Below are 18,124 nucleotides of genomic sequence, written 5' to 3'. Positions count from 1 at the left end.
CCGTACCGTGTTTGTCGTCGTGACGTGAAGCTAGGCGTAGATGCCAATTTTGCCTTTTAATATTTTTTGGATGAAAATCAAAAAAGCGTCGAGAGGCGGGAAACTTTCGAGGCGAAATGGCTATCAACTTAGCCCCATAAAGACAACAGACGAAGCTCGTCGAGCTGCTGTCATAGATACGTCCTAGCATCTTCGGCTTCTGATTACCCCTCGTGCCGTTTTTGTTGATGCATTGCAGCGTCGTCTCGCAAGCAAGAGAGGGGCTCAAACGCTAATGCACGCTCCGCAGACGTACTTTGCGCAGTTGAACTTTTAGCCTGCCTATAGCTTTCCGTGAGAGTTCATATGCGTAACTCTCGCTGCTAGTTTTTTGTCTTAGTAGGTTCGGCTCTGCTGACAAAGTACATTTTTAGTGCAGAGCCCTTGTTTAGCTTGCGCACAAAGTTTACTTTTCAGTACCGACATGAATCTAAAAGCGTGCAGAACCGATCGTGCTCATGCACTGAAACATGCTCGCTTTGAAATCGGGGCTTAGGAATCAGTCGCTTAGAAAAAGAGAACAGTTCAAGATTCAGTGCGGACTACTGCTGAGGCTGAGTCGGGCTCCCGAAAGGGTTTGAACTCGCTCTCGACCTTTAATGCATTGCCTTCCACACGAACCACACGCGCCCGGCTGCCTGCATTTAACTTTGCATCAGCTATACACATCCAGCGATCAGAACCCATAAGCGGACGCTGGAAAAGAATCTCGCCAGGAGCAAAAGGCATTACGTCTCGTACCAGCAAACCGACTTCACCGATGGCTGCATCAGAGATTCCAATGCGCATGCTTTGGTCTTTGTCGCGAAAAATACGCAACCACAAAAAAACCAGTGCTGTAGATAAAACGATCCAAACAAGCAACTGTGCTGTCAAGGACAACGGCACAAGCAACAGTAAAAGTCCAAGCAAGAGAGCGGCAAGCCCAAGCCATACCAACACAAAGGCAGGCACCACCAACTCGCTGAGACACAGAAAAAGACCGATTACCAACCAATGCCACCACTGCATACTTAAGACCCAAGGTGAGCTACTTGCTGCCTGTTGCAGCAAGTTCAACAACGTTTGAGTGCTCTCCCGAATCACCAAGTCGAGTCAGCTTTCCATCCACTGTCGCACCACAATCCATTCTCAATTGGTAATAGCTGATATTTCCCGTAACCCTTGCACTTGCTTGCAGTTCCAAAAAGTGTGCCACTTCGAGATCCCCGACAATGTGCCCGTTGATCACGGCATCATAGGTGCTGACATTTCCAGAGATACTGCCTTGATCGCTGAGGACAAGAAGACTTTTTGTTCCAGACTTAGAAAGAACGCTGCCTTTGATATGGCCATCCACACGCAAGCCATCCAAAAAATGCACATCACCGCTCACTTCCATATTGTTTGCAATCAGACTGGAAAGCTTGGTGAGTTCAATCTGCGAATCTTTTTTCTTGCCAAACATTTGCTTGTCTCCAAAAATCTTCATTGCCCTTGACGAGCGGCATTCTCACGATAAAAAGATAAATCCTTACGTGCTTTCTTGAGCTCCTCGCCTTGCATGGCAAGCTGACGCTCCACCGACTCACGGGTCGCTTGCTCATGCTGAAAGCTCATGCCCTGCTGCTTCAACTCCTGAGTCAAGCGCAGGTTCTCCTGCTTGAGATTTTCGATGGTGGTGCGCAAGGACAGCTCTGGGGAGGCCTGACTGGGCAAAAAAGCGTAAACGGCACCAGATAGAATTAGTGCCAACAAGGGGATAATCCATAATTTCCGACGCTTGTCCGAGACGACCAATGAATACGAAGCGCCAGAAAGAGTTTTGGTAATCGACGACTGGCTGTTCTTACGCATTGGGTTGCAAAGCTCCGATACTCAGATAGTGCATCGGATCAACAAAACGTCCGTTGTGCAATATCTCGAAGTGAAGGTGCGGGCCAGTTGAACGTCCAGTCGATCCAACTGCTGCGATTAGTTGGCCCGGCGTAACGATATCACCAGCCTTGACATACATTTTTGACGTGTGAGCATATCTTGTCATCAAGCCATTTCCATGCTCAATTTCTACAACAAAACCCAAGTCCGAAACCCAGGCAGCGGTTTTTACGCGCCCTCCCCCAGCAGAGCGAATTGGTGTCCCGGTAGATGCGTCGAAATCTATGCCTGAATGAAACGCCAAATGACCGTTGAAGGGATCTGCACGATTGCCGAACGGCGAACCGATTCTGGTGGCGTCAACCGGCTGTTGCGTTGGGATCGCCATATATGCAACGCTGCGTCGAGATGCGGCGGCCTCTACCCGACCCAATAGTTCCTGGAGACAAACAAGAGATTTTTCGGTGCTATCGATTTTCTGCCCCTCAACGCTACCATTCTTGATTTCGTCAGAGGAACATCCTTGAGGCGCCAATACTCGCCCTCCTGCCGCGCCTGAAAGAGATGGAGAGGAAACGACTGGGCTGCCTGCCGTAACGGGTTTGCCAGCATTAAGCTTGCCAAGCTGGCTTTCGAGTGCTTCAAGCGCGCTTAATTTCTTGACCAGTGACCGTGCGTCAGTTTCGAGCTTGACCAAGCGACCGGCCATTTCACCAAGACGGTCAAAAGTGAACCGTTCTTTTGCTGGATCTGCATGCGTTACTGGCAAGTCGCTTCCCTGCCCTGCCTTCAGATATTGGCCAGCAATAACGCCAGCCCCAAAAGCCAGTAATACCAGCAGGATGCCCCCTGAGATACCCGCCAATATCAACTGACGCAATGAAAGCATGCGCACACCTGATCGCGAAATCGAGCGGGTTGTATGCAGAATGAAGGCCATCGGGTCTCCTCGTGGTTGGCACTACTACGTGTAACTAAATCAGGTACACGCAATCGTGCCCACTTATCCGGTTATGCCAAATCGTAAATTTAAACCAAAAAGCAAGATAGATCCTTGCGAATCAGCTTAAACTAATATAGGCATGTTGGCGGATAGTAACACCTCAAGAGCGACTTTCGGCAAGCGCGAGCTTCCCAATGGAAGTCCTGATGAAGAGAAAAGGGGTCAGTTCAGGGGAGGCTTGGTAAGATGCCGGGCCAATTTCAACCATGTATCAACCACGGTATCGGGGTTCAGTGAGATGGTTTGAATCCCTTCATCCATCAACCACTCTGCAAAATCGGCATGGTCCGAAGGGCCTTGCCCACAAATTCCTACATACTTCCCCAGGCGGTTGCACGTAGAAATTGCTGCGGACAACAAGACCTTGACCGCAGGATCTCTCTCATCAAAAGCATGCGCTACAAGTCCTGAGTCTCTATCAAGGCCCAGCGTCAGCTGGGTCAGATCATTGGATCCAATCGAGAAGCCATCAAAATACTGCAAAAATTGTTCCGCCAGCAACGCATTGGACGGGATCTCGCACATCATGATGAGCTTCAGATTATCAACGCCACGTCTCAGGCCACTTTCGTCAAGCAATCGCACTACTTCACGCGCTTCCTCCACGGTACGCACAAAAGGAACCATCAACTGTACGTTGGTCAGCCCCATCTCGTTTCGTACCTTCTTCATTGCCAGACACTCCAGCTCAAAGCAATCGCGGAAGCTGTGCGCGATATAGCGGGAAGCCCCACGAAACCCAATCATGGGATTCTCTTCCTCCGGTTCGTAAATATCCCCCCCGAGGAGCTTTCTGTATTCGTTTGATTTGAAATCAGAAAGCCGAACAATGACTGGCTTCGGCCAGAATGAAGCCGCAATGGTGGCTACACCCTCAGCTAGCCGATCTATGAAGAAAGTGCGTGGAGTGGCATAGCCACGGGATTTTCGGAGAACCTCTTCGCGCATGCTGGCCGGCAACTGGTCGACTTCCAGCAGTGCCTTGGGGTGAACCCCGATCATGTTATTGATTACAAACTCCAATCGCGCCAGTCCAACCCCCGCGTTAGGAATCTGAGCAAACTCAAAAGCCAGCTCCGGATTACCGACGTTCATCATGATTTTTACCGGAATATCGGGCAGATTCCCCATGTCAGTCGTAACGATTTCGTACTCCAGACGTCCCCGATAAACATAGCCGGTATCGCCCTCGGAACAGGACGCCGTTACAGAGTCCCCTTCCAGCAAAACGTCCGTTGCATCTCCGCAGCCAACTATTGCCGGAATACCCAGCTCGCGGGCAATGATTGCCGCATGGCAAGTACGACCACCGCGGTTGGTGACGATGGCAGAAGCCCGTTTCATGACAGGCTCCCAATTTGGGTCTGTCATGTCTGTAACCAGAACATCTCCCTCTTGCACCCGATGCATCTCAGAGGCATTACTGATAATACGAACCGGTCCCTGTCCGATTTTTTGACCGATAGCTCTTCCCGATGCAAGCATGCGCCCGTGCTGCTTGAGACGGTATTTCTCTACAACAAGGCTATGTTCGCATTGCGACTTCACGGTCTCGGGTCGAGCTTGCAGGATATAGAGTTTTCCGTCATGTCCATCCCGGCCCCATTCGATATCCATGGCTCGGCCATAATGCTTCTCGATGATGCACGCGTATTTCGCGAGTTCAAGAACATCTGAGTCAGTGATTGAAAACTGGTGACGTTCTGCCTCGGAGACTTCTTCCATGCGTGTCGAGCGTCCGGCATTCGTAGACTCGGAGAAAACCATTTTTATCAGTTTCGAGCCGAGATTACGCCTGATCACCGCATTTTTACCCTCAGCGAGCATGGCTTTGTGAACAAAGAACTCATCGGGATTGACCGCCCCTTGAACAATTGTCTCACCCAGCCCATAAGACGACGTTATGAAAACAACATTCTTGAATCCGGACTCTGTATCCAGCGTAAACATCACCCCCGACGTACTCTTGTCAGAGCGAACCATGCGTTGAATGCCTACTGACAACGCGACATCAGCATGTGTAAAGCCTTTATGCACCCGATAGGCTATTGCGCGGTCGTTATATAGCGACGCAAACACTTCTCGTATTGCATGCAGCAAATTGTCGAAACCACGGATATTGAGAAAGGTTTCCTGCTGCCCGGCAAAAGACGCATCAGGCAAATCCTCCGCTGTTGCAGAGGACCTAACGGCAAAGCTGCCATCCCCTTCTGCAGCCAGCGGCTCGTAGTGAGCGCGGATTGCCGCCTCAAGGGCTGCCGGAAGCGGAGTTTCAATAATCCACCGACGAATCTGGGCGCCAACGCTGACAAGTCTGGTTACATCATTGATGTCCAGCAAAGAAAGTTCGGCATTGATCCGCTGGGCGAGCCCTTGATGGGCCAGAAAATCCCGGTAAGCATCCGCGGTTGTAGCAAACCCTCCTGGAACACGTACGCCAGCACCCTGCAATTGGCTGATCATCTCGCCCAAAGAAGCATTTTTTCCCCCAACGTTTGCCACATCGGTCATGCGCAAAGCATCGAAAGGGATCACATATTGGCTCATGGAACTATCTCTCTGTGGTTGATTGTTGGTGTTTTGCGAGTCATTCTATAGAGCAATATGTTGCGCCGCATCAGAAACAACCCGTACGACCAATCACGCAGACAAGTGTTTGTTAGAAATGGATTTATTCATGCAAAAAGCTCCATTGAGAACGGTGTTTTTTATCTCGGACGGAACGGGAATAACGGCTGAAACGCTTGGTCACAGTCTGCTTGCACAGTTTCCCGACTGTCGTTTTCGTCAGGTACGCCTCCCCTTTATTGAAACCATCGAAAAGGCACAGGACTGCGTCCTTCAGATACGGGAAGCGGCAAAGCGGGATGGTTGCAGACCTATTGTGATCAGCACCCTGGTTAATGGCGTGATCGTTTCAGAGCTACGTCAGGCTGATGCACAATTTCTGGATTTGTTTGAGCAGTTCATCGGACCGCTGGAAGCAGAACTAAGCGTCAAATCCACACATACGGTCGGACGCTTTCATGGGATGGCTGAAAGCGAAGACTACAAATCACGGATTGAAGCGATCAACTTTACGCTTGCACACGACGATGGCCAGAGCAACGCAAAACTTGAAGAAAGCGATGTCATTCTGGTGGGAGTGTCACGATCAGGAAAGACTCCGACCAGTCTCTATCTTGCTCTGCAATTTGGTGTCAAAGCCGCCAATTATCCGTTGATCCCGGAGGACTTTGAACGCAACAGATTGCCCGCAGACCTGATCCCCCACCGCAGCAAGCTGCATGGCTTGACCATCACCCCGGAACGGCTTTCCCAGATTCGCCAGGAGCGGCGCCCGAACAGCAAATATGCGGCAATCGACAATTGTCGATACGAAATTGATGCGGCTCAGCGTTTGATGCGCCGTGAGGGGATTCCTTTCATTGAGTCCACAGCACGTTCCATTGAAGAAATCTCCGCGAAAATCCTGCAGGAAATCCGCATTCCTTACACCGGCTATTAAGCCTGACTACATTCCTTCGAGGGTGCTCTGTTGTTTTGGGGCGCCCTTCTTCTTTTGTGCACCGCACTCATGACAGGAGTTTGAGCCCCGTCAACCCTTATAGGCAGATGCGTAAGAACAATGCGATTTCCCGGAACGTTGACTTATTTTTTGGACTACGCCGGATAACAAGTAGAACGCATGGTTTTTGTTGAACGAAGCATCTATCAGGAGGCGGTTATGTCATTTGCAAGTATGGCCCGCAGTGCCGGCGCATCGTTGTTTGCGCCTGGAAGCAAGGGCTTTGTCCGTCGTTTGCAATGTCTTTTGACGTTGGCACTCGGCACAGTATCTCTTCCCAGCCTTGCAAATGGCGGAGAAGCGAATCTCGTTCTGCCCAACCTGAACGACCCGGCGCTGGCCACGTTTTTTGGTGGACTGACGGGCAGTACCCTTCTCAGTTATGGCCTCATCATCTGCGTACTGGGTCTCGCCTTTGGCGCGGTCATCTATGCACAAGTAAAGAAAATGCCCGTGCATCGTTCAATGGCAGAAGTCAGTGAACTGATCTACGAAACCTGCAAGACCTACATGCTCACGCAAGGCAAGTTCCTGCTGGTGCTGGAAGCCTTTATTGCTGCAGTCATCGTGGTTTATTTCGGTTTTGTGGCACAAAATGCCCAAGGCGGCGCAGGCCTTCCCGCAAGTGAAGTCGCGCTGATCCTGGCGTTCTCGCTGGTCGGTATCGCCGGCTCTTACGGCGTAGCCTGGTTCGGTATCCGCATCAACACCCTGGCCAACAGCCGCACGGCGTTTGCTTCGCTTGAGGGCAAAGCTTTCCCTGTGTATGCGATTCCGATGAAGTCGGGCATTTCGATCGGCATGCTGCTGATTTCGACCGAACTTCTGATCATGCTGTGCATCCTGCTGTTCATTCCGGAAAGCTTGGCTGGCAAGTGCTTCATCGGCTTCGCCATCGGCGAATCCCTGGGTGCTGCAGCCCTGCGTATCGCAGGCGGCATCTTCACCAAGATCGCCGATATCGGCTCTGATCTGATGAAGATCGTCTTCGGTATCAAGGAAGATGATGCACGCAATCCTGGCGTGATCGCCGACTGCGTGGGCGACAATGCCGGCGACTCGGTTGGCCCGACTGCTGACGGTTTCGAAACCTATGGCGTAACCGGCGTTGCCCTGATCACCTTCATCATGCTGGCTGTGCCCGAAGCTGCCGTTCAGGTGCAGTTGCTGGTGTGGATCTTCGTGATGCGCGTGATGATGATCATCGCATCTGGCGCTTCCTATATCGGCAACGAAATCGTCATGAAGTCCATCTACGGCGCCAAGGATCGCTTCAACTTCGAAGCACCTCTGACTTCGCTGGTATGGGTGACGTCGATCGTTTCCCTGATCCTGACCTTCATCGTCTCCAAAGCCCTGATCGGCAACATCGCCATCGCCGGCAAGGTTTATGGTGATCTGTGGTGGCAACTCTCCCTGATCATTACTTTCGGCACGCTGGCTGGAGCCATCATCCCCGAAGTCGTGAAGGTCTTCACCTCCACCCACTCGCGTCATGTGAAGGAAGTCGTGACGGCTTCCCGCGAAGGCGGCGCCAGCTTGAACATTCTGGCGGGTCTGACGGCAGGTAACTTCTCCTCCTTCTGGATGGGCGTGATCATTGTCGGTCTGATGACCGGTGCCTATCTGGTGTCGCAGGCGGAACTGGCCCAAGTGATCAACCCGGATCATGGAGCGACCATGGCCGCCGTGTTCTCCTTCGGTCTGGTGGCTTTCGGCTTCCTGGGGATGGGGCCGGTAACCATTGCCGTGGATAGCTATGGCCCTGTGACGGACAATGCCCAGTCGGTGTATGAGCTGTCGATGATCGAAGCCATTCCTGGCATCGAAGAAGAAGTGAAGAAAGATTTCGGCGTTGCCCTGAACTTCGACAAAGCCAAAGATCTGCTCGAAGAAAACGACGGCGCGGGCAACACCTTCAAAGCGACTGCCAAGCCGGTGCTGATCGGCACGGCCGTGGTTGGTGCGGCAACGATGGTGTTCTCCATCATCTTCATGCTGACAGGCGGTCTGGTCAGTGATGTACAAAAGCTGTCGATGCTTTATCCGCCCTTCCTGCTCGGTCTGATCTCTGGTGGTGCAACGATTTTCTGGTTCTCCGGTGCTTCCATGCAGGCCGTGTCGACCGGTGCCTATCGTGCCGTGGAATTCATCAAGCAGAACATGAAGCTGGATGCCGGCGCAACCAAGGCCTCGCTGGAAGACAGCAAGAAGGTTGTAGCCATCTGCACGCAGTACGCGCAAAAAGGCATGTTCAACATTTTCATGGCGGTGTTCTTCGGTACCCTGGCTTGTGCTTTCGTTGAGCCTTTCTTCTTCATCGGTTACCTCGTGTCGCTCGCCATCATCGGCCTGTATCAGGCTGTGTTCATGGCCAACGCCGGCGGCGCCTGGGATAACGCCAAGAAGATCGTCGAAACCGAACTGCGCGCCAAGGGCACGGAGTTGCACGCTGCAGCCGTGATCGGTGACACCGTGGGTGATCCTTTCAAGGACACCTCATCGGTTGCCATGAACCCGATCATCAAGTTCACCACCCTCTTCGGTCTGCTGGCCGTGGAAATGGGTGTTGGCATGGTGGCCCACGGGCAACAGACGCTGACCTACGTCATGGCAGGCGCTTGTCTGCTGGTCAATTTGTACTTCGTGTATCGCAGCTTCTACGGCATGCGCATTGAAGTTCTGGAGGCCTCTTCGGACAGCAAGTAAGGGTCTGAAGCTCTATGAAAAAGCCGGCCGATGTGCCGGCTTTTTCTGTTGACGCGCCCACTTATCCTTGCTCATCGGCTACATTGGCAACGATCATCCGGACTCACACTCATGCCTAGCAACTCATCTCTTTCGCCGTTCCCGATCTGGCCCGATAGCCCCCCCGGCAAGCAGGCTTTGCAGCTCACAGAAACCGCCAGTCAGCGTCCTGGCGGAGATCTCTCGATCACGGGAGTCAGCACCCCGACCCTGACTCCGTTTTTACCCGCACACCCCAACGGAACAGCGGTAATCGTTCTGCCCGGCGGAGCCTACTCTCAACTGGTTTTCGACAAGGAGGGGAGCGAAATTGCCGAGTGGCTGAGCCGGCAAGGCATCAGCGCCTTCCTGCTCAAGTATCGTCTGGCCGTCGAAGGGCACGAAGCTCCTCATCTGGTCGCGTTACAGGATGTGCAACGAGCCATACGTCTGATAAGGGCGCGCAGCAAGGATCTTGGGCTGGATCCCGCGAAGATCGGCATCCTTGGCTCGTCTTCAGGGGGGCACCTCGCAGCGACTGCGGGGACGGCCTTATCCAGACAATCCTATCCCAACCAAGATACGACAGATCAATGCAGCGCACGCCCTGATTTCATGCTGCTGCTGTACGGCCCTTACACGGGCAACATGCATTTCAACCATGCCAGCAAAGAGCAATTGTTCTTCCCTGACGCGGCCAAAAACCAGCTCTATGCAACGTTTCCGGCGGTCCGGCAGGTCACTCCTGAAACACCACCCACGTTCATGGTCGCCGCAGGCAACGACATGCGCGTGAGCGCCGAAAACAGTTCTGCACTTTTTCTGGCCCTGCGTAATGCCGGGGTTCCTGTACAGATGCATATATACGATGATGGTGGCCATGGCTTCGCCTTGCGAGCACCAGAAACCCAGACCATCGCAGCCTGGCCGAGTGCCTGCCGGGACTGGCTGCAAAGGCACGGCCTGCTCAGTGCTCCTGATTCGACCGAAAGAGGGACATGCCCTAAAATGGCGCCCCACGCCCTTTCCGGTTCACGTCTTGATGTCTCGCGCCCCTACTGCGCAACTGGCCCTGCAGCAACAATTAGCCGATCTTGACGCCAGAGATCTGCTGCGTCGTCGTCGTGTGCAGGCACTCCCCTGCAGTCCGGCTACGCTCAACGATGGCAAGCCGTTGCTGGCGTTTGCCAGCAACGATTATCTCGGGCTGGCAAATTCTCCCGAACTGATCGCTGCCGCACAGGATGCTGCAATGCGCTGGGGGGTGGGCTCTGGCGCATCACATCTGGTCAGTGGCCACACCGAGGCGCACGAGGCACTGGATCAGGCTCTGGCCGATTTCGTTGGCTGCGAGGCCGCTCTGAGCTTTTCCACCGGCTATCTTGCCAATCTCGCCGTCATGCCTTCACTGCTCGGGCGGGGCGATGCCATTTTCGCCGACAGGCTCAACCATGCTTCGCTGATCGACGGCGCCCTCCTCAGCCGGGCTGATCTTCACCGTTATGCCCACCTCGATATGTCCATGCTGGCAAGTCAGCTCGCAGCCTCAACGGCCAAACGCAAACTGATCGTCACTGACAGCGTGTTCAGCATGGACGGTGACATTGCGCCGCTAAAGCAATTACTTGCGCTGGCCGAATTGCACGATGCGTGGTTGCTTGTCGATGATGCGCACGGCTTTGGCGTACTCGGCCCACAGGGGCGCGGAGCTCTGGCGGAAGCCGAGCTTCAATCCGCGCGTCTGATCCTGATGGGCACCTTGGGCAAGGCTGCTGGCGTGGCCGGAGCATTTGTCGCAGGAACCCGGACTGTCATCGACTGGTTGATGCAAACCGCGCGCCCCTACATCTTTACAACAGCCGCCCCACCCTTGCTGGCTGCGACATTGCTGCGAGCGCTTCAGTTGATCGAGCACGGAGACCGGCGCCGCGAGCATCTCCAGTCCTTGATCGGGGCGCTGCACACAGGTCTGGAAGGCACCCGCTGGCAACTGCTCTCATCGCGTACGGCCATTCAACCCATCCTGATTGGCGACAACATGCAAGCTTTGACTGTGGCACGCCAGCTTGAGGCACGCGGCATTCAGGTGCCGGCTATCCGGCCTCCCAGCGTGCCGGCGGGGACTGCACGATTGCGTGTATCCCTGTCGGCAGCTCACTCATTGGACGACGTACAGGCGCTGTGCACCGCCTTGCGTGCAATCGCCCCCGGACAGGACGCAGAATGAGTCAAGCGCTGGTTCTGCTCCACGGCTGGGGGTACACCCCAGGCTTATGGGACACACTGCAAGCTGAGTTGCCGGAGTTGGCGATCACTGCTCCTTTTGTTTGCCCAACCAGCCCTGATCTGAGGTCGTGGACGGCCGACATCTCGGAAACCCTGCCTGACAATGCCTGGATTCTTGGCTGGTCACTCGGCGCCACGCTTGCCATCAGCCTTGCAGCACACCATCCAGAGAAGGTCCGAGGACTATTTTTGATCGGTGCGACACCGCGTTTCGTCGCTGACGAATACTGGAAAAATGGTCTGGAAAGCGAAGTGGTAGAAGCCTTCCGCACGACACTCCGCCGCAGCCCCGAGCGCATCCAGAAACGATTTCTGGCGTTGCAGTTACTGGGAGATCGGCAGCCCGACGGATTGGTTTCACACCTTGGCAGCGCATTGGCGGATATCAAGGATCATGTCACTGAGCTGGAAGCAGGACTGCAGATCCTGGCCGAAACAGATCTTCGCACTCTTGCCCTGCCTCCCGGTTTACCCGTGCAATTTCTGCATGGCCGCCATGATGCGGTGACCCCGCTCGCTGCTGCACAGTACTTGCATGCGTGCCTGCCCGGTGCGGGTCTGCATGTTTGCGAAGAAGCCGGGCATGCGCCACTGCTGGCTCAGCCCGTGGCTCTGGCCGCATTGATCCGCGAGTTCGTCAATGCCCGGCAAGATTGAAAAGCAGGCTATACGTGCAGCCTTCGGGCGCGCGGCTACACGTTACGACACGGTTGCCGAAGTACAACGGCGGATCGCCCGTATCCTGGTCGAACGCACCCCTGTGTTGTGCGCGGGCAATATCCTCGATGCAGGTTGCGGTACGGGTTTCGGCGCCACGCACTTGCGCCGGCAAGCAGCTGCGGGACGCATTTTCACCCTGGACGCGGCGCACGCCATGTGTGTTCAGTCTGCCAATCCACTGACGGTATGCGGTGACATTGAAGCCTTGCCACTGGCGAACTCCAGCATGGACCTTTACTGGTCGAGTCTTGCATGGCAATGGACCCGTCCGGTGCTGGCAATAGCCGAGGCCGCACGTATACTCAAGCCTGGTGGCTTGTTGCGGGTCGCAACCCTTGGACCCGAAACCCTTCACGAACTGCGATGTGCTTTCTCCTCCGTAGACGAGCATCCGCACGTACGTGATTTCGACGCACCAGAACTGTACGCCGAACTGCTGGCCTCTCACGGTTTTCGCGCCATCACGCTGGAGCGCTCGCGCGAGCAAACATTCTCTTCTGATCTGGCGGCCCTCCTGCGCGACATCCGGACGCTTGGCGCTCACGAATTGGGGCGATCACGTCGTCCAGGCCTGCTGGGGCGTCGAGCATGGATGCGTCTGCTTTCAACGTATGAATCCTTCAGAGAGGCGGCCGGTCTGCCTGTCAGTTACGATGTGATCATGCTTTCTGCCACACGTATTTCTTGATGAATCACGCCTTCTTTCTCACCGGTACCGATACCGAAATCGGTAAAACCTTTGCCAGCTGTGCCTTGCTTCATGCATGGCGCTCGCAAGGTTTGCGGGCGGTTGGCTACAAACCCGTGGCGGCCGGGGCAGATCTGATTGACGGGAGATTCTGCAACGAAGACGCTGTGCGCTTGCAACGTGCCAGCAGCACAGGCTTCGAACTCGACGAGATAAATCCCTTGTGCCTGCGGGCCGCCATTGCCCCCCATCTGGCCGCACAGGCAGAAAACCGTAGCATTGAGCTGGCGCCACTCCTGCAGGGGTTTGCTCATCTGCGTGCCAGCGCTGAACGCGTGGTCGTCGAAGGAGTCGGAGGCTTTCGTGTGCCACTCGGGGCTGATTTTGACAGTGCCGATCTCGCAGCCAGGCTGGGTTTGCCGGTCATTCTGGTCGTCGGAATGCGCTTGGGCTGCATCAATCATGCATTACTGAGTGTCGAAGCCATCGCCGCCCGCGGACTGACGCTGGCGGGCTGGATCGGCAACTGCCTTCAAGTGCCGATGCCATCTCTGGCAGAAAATCTGAAAACACTGAACGATGCACTGCCCGCTCCCTGCCTGGGGGTATTGCCGTATATTCCGACAGGAGATGCCGCGAAAGCCGCGCCCCACCTCGCTCTGCCATGAGCATGCCTGAAGAGGTCCTGCAGAAGCCGCTCTTCAGGCACGCATGTATTCAGGCCATGCCACACGCGCCAGAGCGGACAACGCGAATCCGGTGATAGCCAACCGTTGTAAACTGACTTCCATCATCACCCCGCCACCATGCAAGTGAATCCGCTTCAGCCCACAAGCCTTCAGCTCTCGCCAGAGGGAACCCCATGGTCTGATACCTATGGCGACGTCTATCACACGGTGGCCGGTGCCCTGGCCCAAGCCGAGCACGTTTTTCTGCGTGGCAACGGTTTGCCGCAGCGCTGGCAGAATCGCGAGTCTTTTGTCATCGTCGAAACCGGGTTTGGTCTTGGTCATAATTTTCTGGCCACCTGGGCGGCCTGGCGCGCAGACCCATCGCGCAGCACACGCCTGCATTTCATTTCAGTCGAAAAACATCCATTTTCTGTGGCCGATTTGGCTACGGCCCATGTGGCTTCTCATGCTCCGGAAGACTTGTCAGCCGAGCTACGGGCCGCATGGCCCCCATTGTTGCCGGGCTTTCATCGCCTGGAATTTGACGCAGGGCACGTTGTTCTGACACTGCTTTTCGGTGAAGGCCATGAGCTTCTGGGGCAGACTGTCGCGCGCGCGGACGCAATCTATCTGGATGGTTTTTCCCCTGCCCGCAATCCTGAACTCTGGTCTCTTCCCGTGTTCCGCGCACTGGCGGCGCTCTCGGACACCGACACAAGCCTGGCCACCTGGTCGGTATCTTCTTCAGTGCGCGAGGGACTCGTAAGCGCCGGCTTTGCGGTGCAGAAAGCCCAGGGCTTTTCAGGAAAACGTGAAATGCTTCGCGGCCATTATCGCGGAGTGCGGTCGCGCGCCCATCCATTGACAGACCGGCGTGTAATCGTCATTGGAGCCGGCCTGGCGGGAACCGCAATTGCTGAACGTCTGGCGATCCGTGGCATGCAGGTAGAGCTCCTGGAGGCGCAGGAAGATGCGGCTCAAGGTGCTTCCGGCAATCTGGCAGGCGCTTTCCGCCCCATGCCGAGCAAGGATGACAATCGACTGTCACGCATCACCCGGGCAGGCTTCATATATGGCTTGCGTCACATTGCTGCTTTGACCGGCGATCACCATGAAGTGCTGTGGGAGGCTTGCGGCGTGCTGCATCTCGCACGAAGTCAGGATCAGGAGCTGAAGCAGCGTCAGGTTGTCGAAGCCTTGCAGTGGCCTGATGAGTTTTTGCGCTGGGTGGACGCTGCACAGGCCACTCACCAAGCCGGACACACGGCGAGTTTTGGGGGCTGGTGGTTCCCGCAAGGAGGCTGGATTCAGCCGGCGAGCCTGTGCACTGCAAATCTGGCCCGCGCAGGAGAGCGGGTTCATCTGCGCACAGGTGCGGCCGTCGCCAGTATCCATCGTGAAGCAGATCTCTGGCAGGCATTGAATCCCGCAGGGGAAGTCATTGCCAGTGCACCACAACTGGTTCTGGCCAATGCGCACGATGCACGTCGTCTGGCTAACGCAGATTGGCTTCCCCTGCGTGCCGCACGTGGTCAAGTCAGTCATCTGCCGATGGCTCAGCTGGCGCCGCTGGGGGTTGTAGTCTGTGGTCAAGGCTACATTACGCCCGGTATTGGCGGTCATGCTGCACTGGGGGCCAGTTTTGTCGTCGATGATTTTGACCTGAGCTTGCGTGAAGACGAGCATGCGGAGAATCTTCTCAAACTCGAACGCATGCTGCCCGGCTTTGGTAACTCCCAGATAGCGGAAGGTCTCAGCGGGCGGGTCAGTCTGCGCCCTGTCACGCTTGATCGTTTGCCAGTGGTTGGGCTGTTGCCAGCCCTGACAAAGGGAGAGGGCTACAACCTTGATACATTGCCTCGGCAAAACGGCTTGTGGGTTCTCACCGGCTTTGGCGCACGTGGGCTGGTATGGTCAAGTCTATGCGGAGAACTGCTGGCTGCGCAGATGTGCAACGAGCCCCTTCCTCTGGAGCGTGATCTGGCCGCATCCATGGACCCGGCCCGCTTCATCATTTCACCCCCGAAAACCCTGAAATTCTCTGCTGAATGAAGGCGTGACCGTTAACGAAAAATGGCGCGAGAGCTCTGACTCCCGCGCCATTTCTGATTCGATGCCCAAGTCTATTTCTTGGCTTCGTTGATTTTCACTCCCAGGCGGGTGCGGACACCGCTGATGAAAGCGCGAAGATCCTCTTCACCCAAAGCCATGGCGTAGCGCTGGCGAATTTCCTTGATACGGGCAGCGTCTTCATCGGCTTTCGGAATATTGACCGAATCAATCCGGTAGATCACATAATCCTGATCATGAACCAGTCCTGCGTAGACAGGCAATTTGTCAGCCTTGGCACCAAAAATTGCTTTACGGGCACGTGGGTCAAGCTCGCGGCTTGAGCGTTTGACACTTTTCCCTGCTCCCCAGGAAATCCCTTTGAGCTCTTCGCCAGCCTTCAGCTTGCCAAGGGTCTCCTCACCCTTGGTACTTGCCAGCTTTGCCGCTTCTTCAGCCTTGGCTTGGGCTTCTGCCACCGCAGCAACCTCCTCAAACGGCCGAACGCTGGCTGCCTTGTAATCAAGGATCCTTGCCGAAGCAACGGTGCCATCTCCCAAGTCAATGGCTTCCGTGTTGCGGCGATTCGTCAGCGAATCACTCGAGAAAAGCGCTGCTTGCAGTTTGGGGTTCTGCAATACACCCGTAGACAGCGCATTGCGCGGCAGCCAGTCGGTCTGAACCAGCTTCAGTCCAAATTTTTCAGCGGCGGGTTTGAGAGAGTCAGGCTGCTCATACACCAAGTCACCGAAGTTGCCTGCCAGATCCGCGAAGCGCTTGTTAGCCGCCTGTTTACGGGCATTTTCGAACGCCTCAGCCTTGAAGTCTTCAAAGCTCTTTGTCTTGCCACCATCGGTACGCATGATGATGTGATAGCCAAACTCGGACTCCACCACACCGGAAATTTCCTTGTCTTTCAGCGCGTATGCCGCGTCAGAGAATTCCTTGACCATCAAGGGGTAGGTGAACTTGCCAAGATCTCCGCCCTTTTCAGCGGAAACCTTGTCATCCGAAGACTCCTTGGCAATCGCTGCAAATTTTTCAGGCGATGCTTTTACGCGGGCCAGAATGTCTTCTGCTTTCTTGCGTGCTGCTGCGCGCTCTTCAGGTTTTGCGCTGGCATCGACCTGCACCAAGATATGGCTGGCGCGACGCTCTTCGCTTTGCTCAAGATTTTTGACGTTCTCGGCATACCAGTTGCGTGCATCTTCTTCACTAACCTGAACCTGCTTGCTTACATCGCCAACGCTGAGAACGACATACTCAAGTTTCACCTGTTCGGGCGACTGAAAACCCGCTTGATTCTTTTCGTAATACTGCCTGGCTGCATCTGCAGGCAGCGTCACTGAGCCCGCCAGACTTTTTGCATCAAAAACCAGCTCGGAGATACGTCGTTCCTCACCATCCAGAGCAATCCAGCGTTCAGCCGTTGCAAGAGGGGTCACAGCAGACTGAACAATTGGAGCCAGCAGCTGATTCTGGGCAATACTCTCACGCACGGTCTGCTGAAATCCGTCACGGGTCTTGCCCTGGCTGGCAATGATTGCGTCATATAAACGCAGGGAAAACTGCCCGTTTTCCTGAAATTCGGGGCGTGCCTTGATGAAGTCCTGCACCATCGCGTCAGGTACAACCATCTTGCTTTGCTGAATTGTCGTCTTCACTGCGGCTTCATTGATCAGACGATCCAGAACGCTGCTACGAAACTCGGGAGACTCAAGCACGGCACGATCAAAATTGGCCCCCATCTGTTCGCGCAGCGAACTCTCCTGTTCACGAATGGCAAGATCCAGCTGTTGATTCACGATTTCGACTGAACCGACTTGGGCGGCGACATTCTTGCCTGCGCCGTTGTCGCGGAAATAGGAGTCAATGCCGAAAAGGGCAAAGGGAAGCGAGATCACCACCAGGAAAATCTGAACAAATTTCGGATTGTTTCGAACAGCATCAAACATGATGAGCGACCAGTATTTGAAATTTTATATATGAAAAAGGCGAACCAACGTTCGCCTTTTTGCATTCTGGCGGAGTGGACGGGACTCGAACCCGCGACCCCCGGCGTGACAGGCCGGTATTCTAACCGACTGAACTACCACTCCACTGAAGCCAAGCAACTCGGCAGATCTCTGGTGGGCGCTGACGGGCTCGAACCGCCGACATCCTCCTTGTAAGGGAGGCGCTCTACCAACTGAGCTAAGCGCCCCCTACCAGAGCGCTGCCGCGCCCGGAAAGTCGATTAGTTTACCGCATCTTTCAATGCTTTGCCAGGGCGAAACTTCGGCACCTTGGCAGACTTGATCTTGATAGTAGCGCCGGTACGTGGGTTGCGGCCATTACGCGCGGCCCGCTTGCCAACCGAGAACGTGCCGAAACCAACCAGCGTTACATCATTGTTTTTCTTCAGTGATTGCTTGATTGCAGCAATCGCTGCATCCAGAGCACGGCCAGCTGCTGCCTTTGAGATTTCTGCTTGCTTCGCGATAACTTCAACCAGTTCGGATTTGTTCACAACAACC

At 54.9% G+C, this 18,124-nt stretch carries 15 protein-coding genes and 2 tRNA genes; 8 read left to right on the top strand and 9 right to left on the bottom strand.

Features of this window, described 5'->3' with window-relative positions; all coding sequences use genetic code 11:
* Window positions 1-564 precede the first annotated feature (564 nt).
* The 5 genes from Q9Q94_RS07970 to ppsA form a co-directional block, all read right to left on the bottom strand.
* Window positions 565-1,101, bottom strand: coding sequence for an NfeD family protein (locus tag Q9Q94_RS07970; protein WP_305979536.1), 537 nt, complete (start codon window positions 1,099-1,101; stop codon window positions 565-567).
* Window positions 1,070-1,486, bottom strand: coding sequence for a polymer-forming cytoskeletal protein (locus Q9Q94_RS07965; protein ID WP_305979535.1), 417 nt, complete (start codon window positions 1,484-1,486; stop codon window positions 1,070-1,072). The genes Q9Q94_RS07970 and Q9Q94_RS07965 overlap by 32 nt, the downstream gene beginning before the upstream one ends.
* Before the next feature lie 20 nt (window positions 1,487-1,506).
* Window positions 1,507-1,875: a hypothetical protein gene (locus Q9Q94_RS07960; protein WP_305979534.1), complete on the bottom strand. Its 369-nt coding sequence runs from the start codon at window positions 1,873-1,875 to the stop codon at window positions 1,507-1,509.
* Complete coding sequence (locus tag Q9Q94_RS07955; RefSeq protein ID WP_305979533.1) at window positions 1,868-2,836, bottom strand: M23 family metallopeptidase; 969 nt, start codon at window positions 2,834-2,836, stop codon at window positions 1,868-1,870. Before Q9Q94_RS07955 ends, Q9Q94_RS07960 begins: the two co-directional genes overlap by 8 nt.
* Window positions 2,837-3,061: 225 nt before the next feature.
* A complete protein-coding gene (gene ppsA / locus Q9Q94_RS07950; RefSeq protein ID WP_305979532.1) occupies window positions 3,062-5,446 on the bottom strand; it encodes a phosphoenolpyruvate synthase in 2,385 nt (794 codons plus the stop codon).
* 130 nt (window positions 5,447-5,576) lie between these two features.
* Between ppsA and Q9Q94_RS07945 the strand changes: the two genes are divergently transcribed.
* The 8 genes from Q9Q94_RS07945 to mnmC all read left to right on the top strand — a co-directional run bounded on the left by Q9Q94_RS07945 (window position 5,577) and on the right by mnmC (window position 15,611).
* On the top strand, window positions 5,577-6,407 hold the full coding sequence (locus tag Q9Q94_RS07945) for a pyruvate, water dikinase regulatory protein (protein ID WP_305979531.1): 831 nt from the start codon (window positions 5,577-5,579) through the stop codon (window positions 6,405-6,407).
* Between the two features lie 219 nt (window positions 6,408-6,626).
* Complete coding sequence (locus Q9Q94_RS07940; RefSeq protein WP_305979530.1) at window positions 6,627-9,176, top strand: sodium-translocating pyrophosphatase; 2,550 nt, start codon at window positions 6,627-6,629, stop codon at window positions 9,174-9,176.
* Between the two features lie 111 nt (window positions 9,177-9,287).
* A complete protein-coding gene (locus tag Q9Q94_RS07935; RefSeq protein WP_305979529.1) occupies window positions 9,288-10,292 on the top strand; it encodes an alpha/beta hydrolase in 1,005 nt (334 codons plus the stop codon).
* The gene (gene bioF / locus Q9Q94_RS07930; RefSeq protein ID WP_305979528.1) at window positions 10,237-11,421 is read left to right on the top strand and encodes an 8-amino-7-oxononanoate synthase; all 1,185 of its coding nucleotides are present in this window, start codon (window positions 10,237-10,239) and stop codon (window positions 11,419-11,421) included. The genes Q9Q94_RS07935 and bioF overlap by 56 nt, the downstream gene beginning before the upstream one ends.
* Complete coding sequence (locus Q9Q94_RS07925; RefSeq protein ID WP_305979527.1) at window positions 11,418-12,137, top strand: alpha/beta fold hydrolase; 720 nt, start codon at window positions 11,418-11,420, stop codon at window positions 12,135-12,137. Before bioF ends, Q9Q94_RS07925 begins: the two co-directional genes overlap by 4 nt.
* The gene (locus tag Q9Q94_RS07920; RefSeq protein ID WP_305979526.1) at window positions 12,121-12,888 is read left to right on the top strand and encodes a methyltransferase domain-containing protein; all 768 of its coding nucleotides are present in this window, start codon (window positions 12,121-12,123) and stop codon (window positions 12,886-12,888) included. The genes Q9Q94_RS07925 and Q9Q94_RS07920 overlap by 17 nt, the downstream gene beginning before the upstream one ends.
* Window positions 12,888-13,556, top strand: coding sequence for a dethiobiotin synthase (gene bioD, locus Q9Q94_RS07915; protein WP_305979525.1), 669 nt, complete (start codon window positions 12,888-12,890; stop codon window positions 13,554-13,556). Before Q9Q94_RS07920 ends, bioD begins: the two co-directional genes overlap by 1 nt.
* A 138-nt stretch (window positions 13,557-13,694) precedes the next feature.
* Window positions 13,695-15,611 (top strand): bifunctional tRNA (5-methylaminomethyl-2-thiouridine)(34)-methyltransferase MnmD/FAD-dependent 5-carboxymethylaminomethyl-2-thiouridine(34) oxidoreductase MnmC, encoded by a 1,917-nt coding sequence (mnmC, locus tag Q9Q94_RS07910; protein ID WP_305979524.1) that lies wholly within the window; start codon window positions 13,695-13,697, stop codon window positions 15,609-15,611.
* A gap of 71 nt (window positions 15,612-15,682) precedes the next feature.
* Here mnmC and Q9Q94_RS07905 read toward each other — a convergent pair whose 3' ends face one another.
* The 4 genes from Q9Q94_RS07905 to Q9Q94_RS07890 all read right to left on the bottom strand — a co-directional run bounded on the left by Q9Q94_RS07905 (window position 15,683) and on the right by Q9Q94_RS07890 (window position 18,117).
* Window positions 15,683-17,563, bottom strand: coding sequence for a SurA N-terminal domain-containing protein (locus tag Q9Q94_RS07905; protein ID WP_305979523.1), 1,881 nt, complete (start codon window positions 17,561-17,563; stop codon window positions 15,683-15,685).
* Between the two features lie 67 nt (window positions 17,564-17,630).
* A tRNA-Asp gene (locus Q9Q94_RS07900) sits at window positions 17,631-17,707 on the bottom strand.
* A gap of 28 nt (window positions 17,708-17,735) precedes the next feature.
* Window positions 17,736-17,811: transfer RNA gene (locus Q9Q94_RS07895), tRNA-Val, on the bottom strand.
* A gap of 33 nt (window positions 17,812-17,844) precedes the next feature.
* The gene (locus Q9Q94_RS07890) at window positions 17,845-18,117 is read right to left on the bottom strand and encodes an HU family DNA-binding protein (RefSeq protein WP_305979522.1); all 273 of its coding nucleotides are present in this window, start codon (window positions 18,115-18,117) and stop codon (window positions 17,845-17,847) included.
* Window positions 18,118-18,124 lie beyond the last annotated feature (7 nt).

It is taken from the genome of Uliginosibacterium sp. 31-16 (assembly GCF_030730865.1).
GTDB lineage: Bacteria > Pseudomonadota > Gammaproteobacteria > Burkholderiales > Rhodocyclaceae > Uliginosibacterium.
The sequence above is the reverse complement of the archived record's forward strand: the minus strand, read 5'-3'. Positions and strand labels throughout refer to the sequence as shown.

Excerpts from the sequence above, each read along its gene's own strand:
- ppsA (WP_305979532.1), bottom strand. The coding sequence starts at position 5,446 with ATGAGCCAATATGTGATCCCTTTCGATGCTTTGCGCATGACCGATGTG.
- mnmC (WP_305979524.1), top strand. The coding sequence starts at position 13,695 with ATGCAAGTGAATCCGCTTCAGCCCACAAGCCTTCAGCTCTCGCCAGAG.
- Q9Q94_RS07925 (WP_305979527.1), top strand. The coding sequence starts at position 11,418 with ATGAGTCAAGCGCTGGTTCTGCTCCACGGCTGGGGGTACACCCCAGGC.
- Q9Q94_RS07945 (WP_305979531.1), top strand. The coding sequence starts at position 5,577 with ATGCAAAAAGCTCCATTGAGAACGGTGTTTTTTATCTCGGACGGAACG.
- Q9Q94_RS07955 (WP_305979533.1), bottom strand. The coding sequence starts at position 2,836 with ATGGCCTTCATTCTGCATACAACCCGCTCGATTTCGCGATCAGGTGTG.
- Q9Q94_RS07940 (WP_305979530.1), top strand. The coding sequence starts at position 6,627 with ATGTCATTTGCAAGTATGGCCCGCAGTGCCGGCGCATCGTTGTTTGCG.
- bioD (WP_305979525.1), top strand. The coding sequence starts at position 12,888 with ATGAATCACGCCTTCTTTCTCACCGGTACCGATACCGAAATCGGTAAA.
- Q9Q94_RS07905 (WP_305979523.1), bottom strand. The coding sequence starts at position 17,563 with ATGTTTGATGCTGTTCGAAACAATCCGAAATTTGTTCAGATTTTCCTG.
- Q9Q94_RS07920 (WP_305979526.1), top strand. The coding sequence starts at position 12,121 with ATGCCCGGCAAGATTGAAAAGCAGGCTATACGTGCAGCCTTCGGGCGC.
- Q9Q94_RS07965 (WP_305979535.1), bottom strand. The coding sequence starts at position 1,486 with ATGTTTGGCAAGAAAAAAGATTCGCAGATTGAACTCACCAAGCTTTCC.
- bioF (WP_305979528.1), top strand. The coding sequence starts at position 10,237 with ATGTCTCGCGCCCCTACTGCGCAACTGGCCCTGCAGCAACAATTAGCC.
- Q9Q94_RS07960 (WP_305979534.1), bottom strand. The coding sequence starts at position 1,875 with ATGCGTAAGAACAGCCAGTCGTCGATTACCAAAACTCTTTCTGGCGCT.
- Q9Q94_RS07935 (WP_305979529.1), top strand. The coding sequence starts at position 9,288 with ATGCCTAGCAACTCATCTCTTTCGCCGTTCCCGATCTGGCCCGATAGC.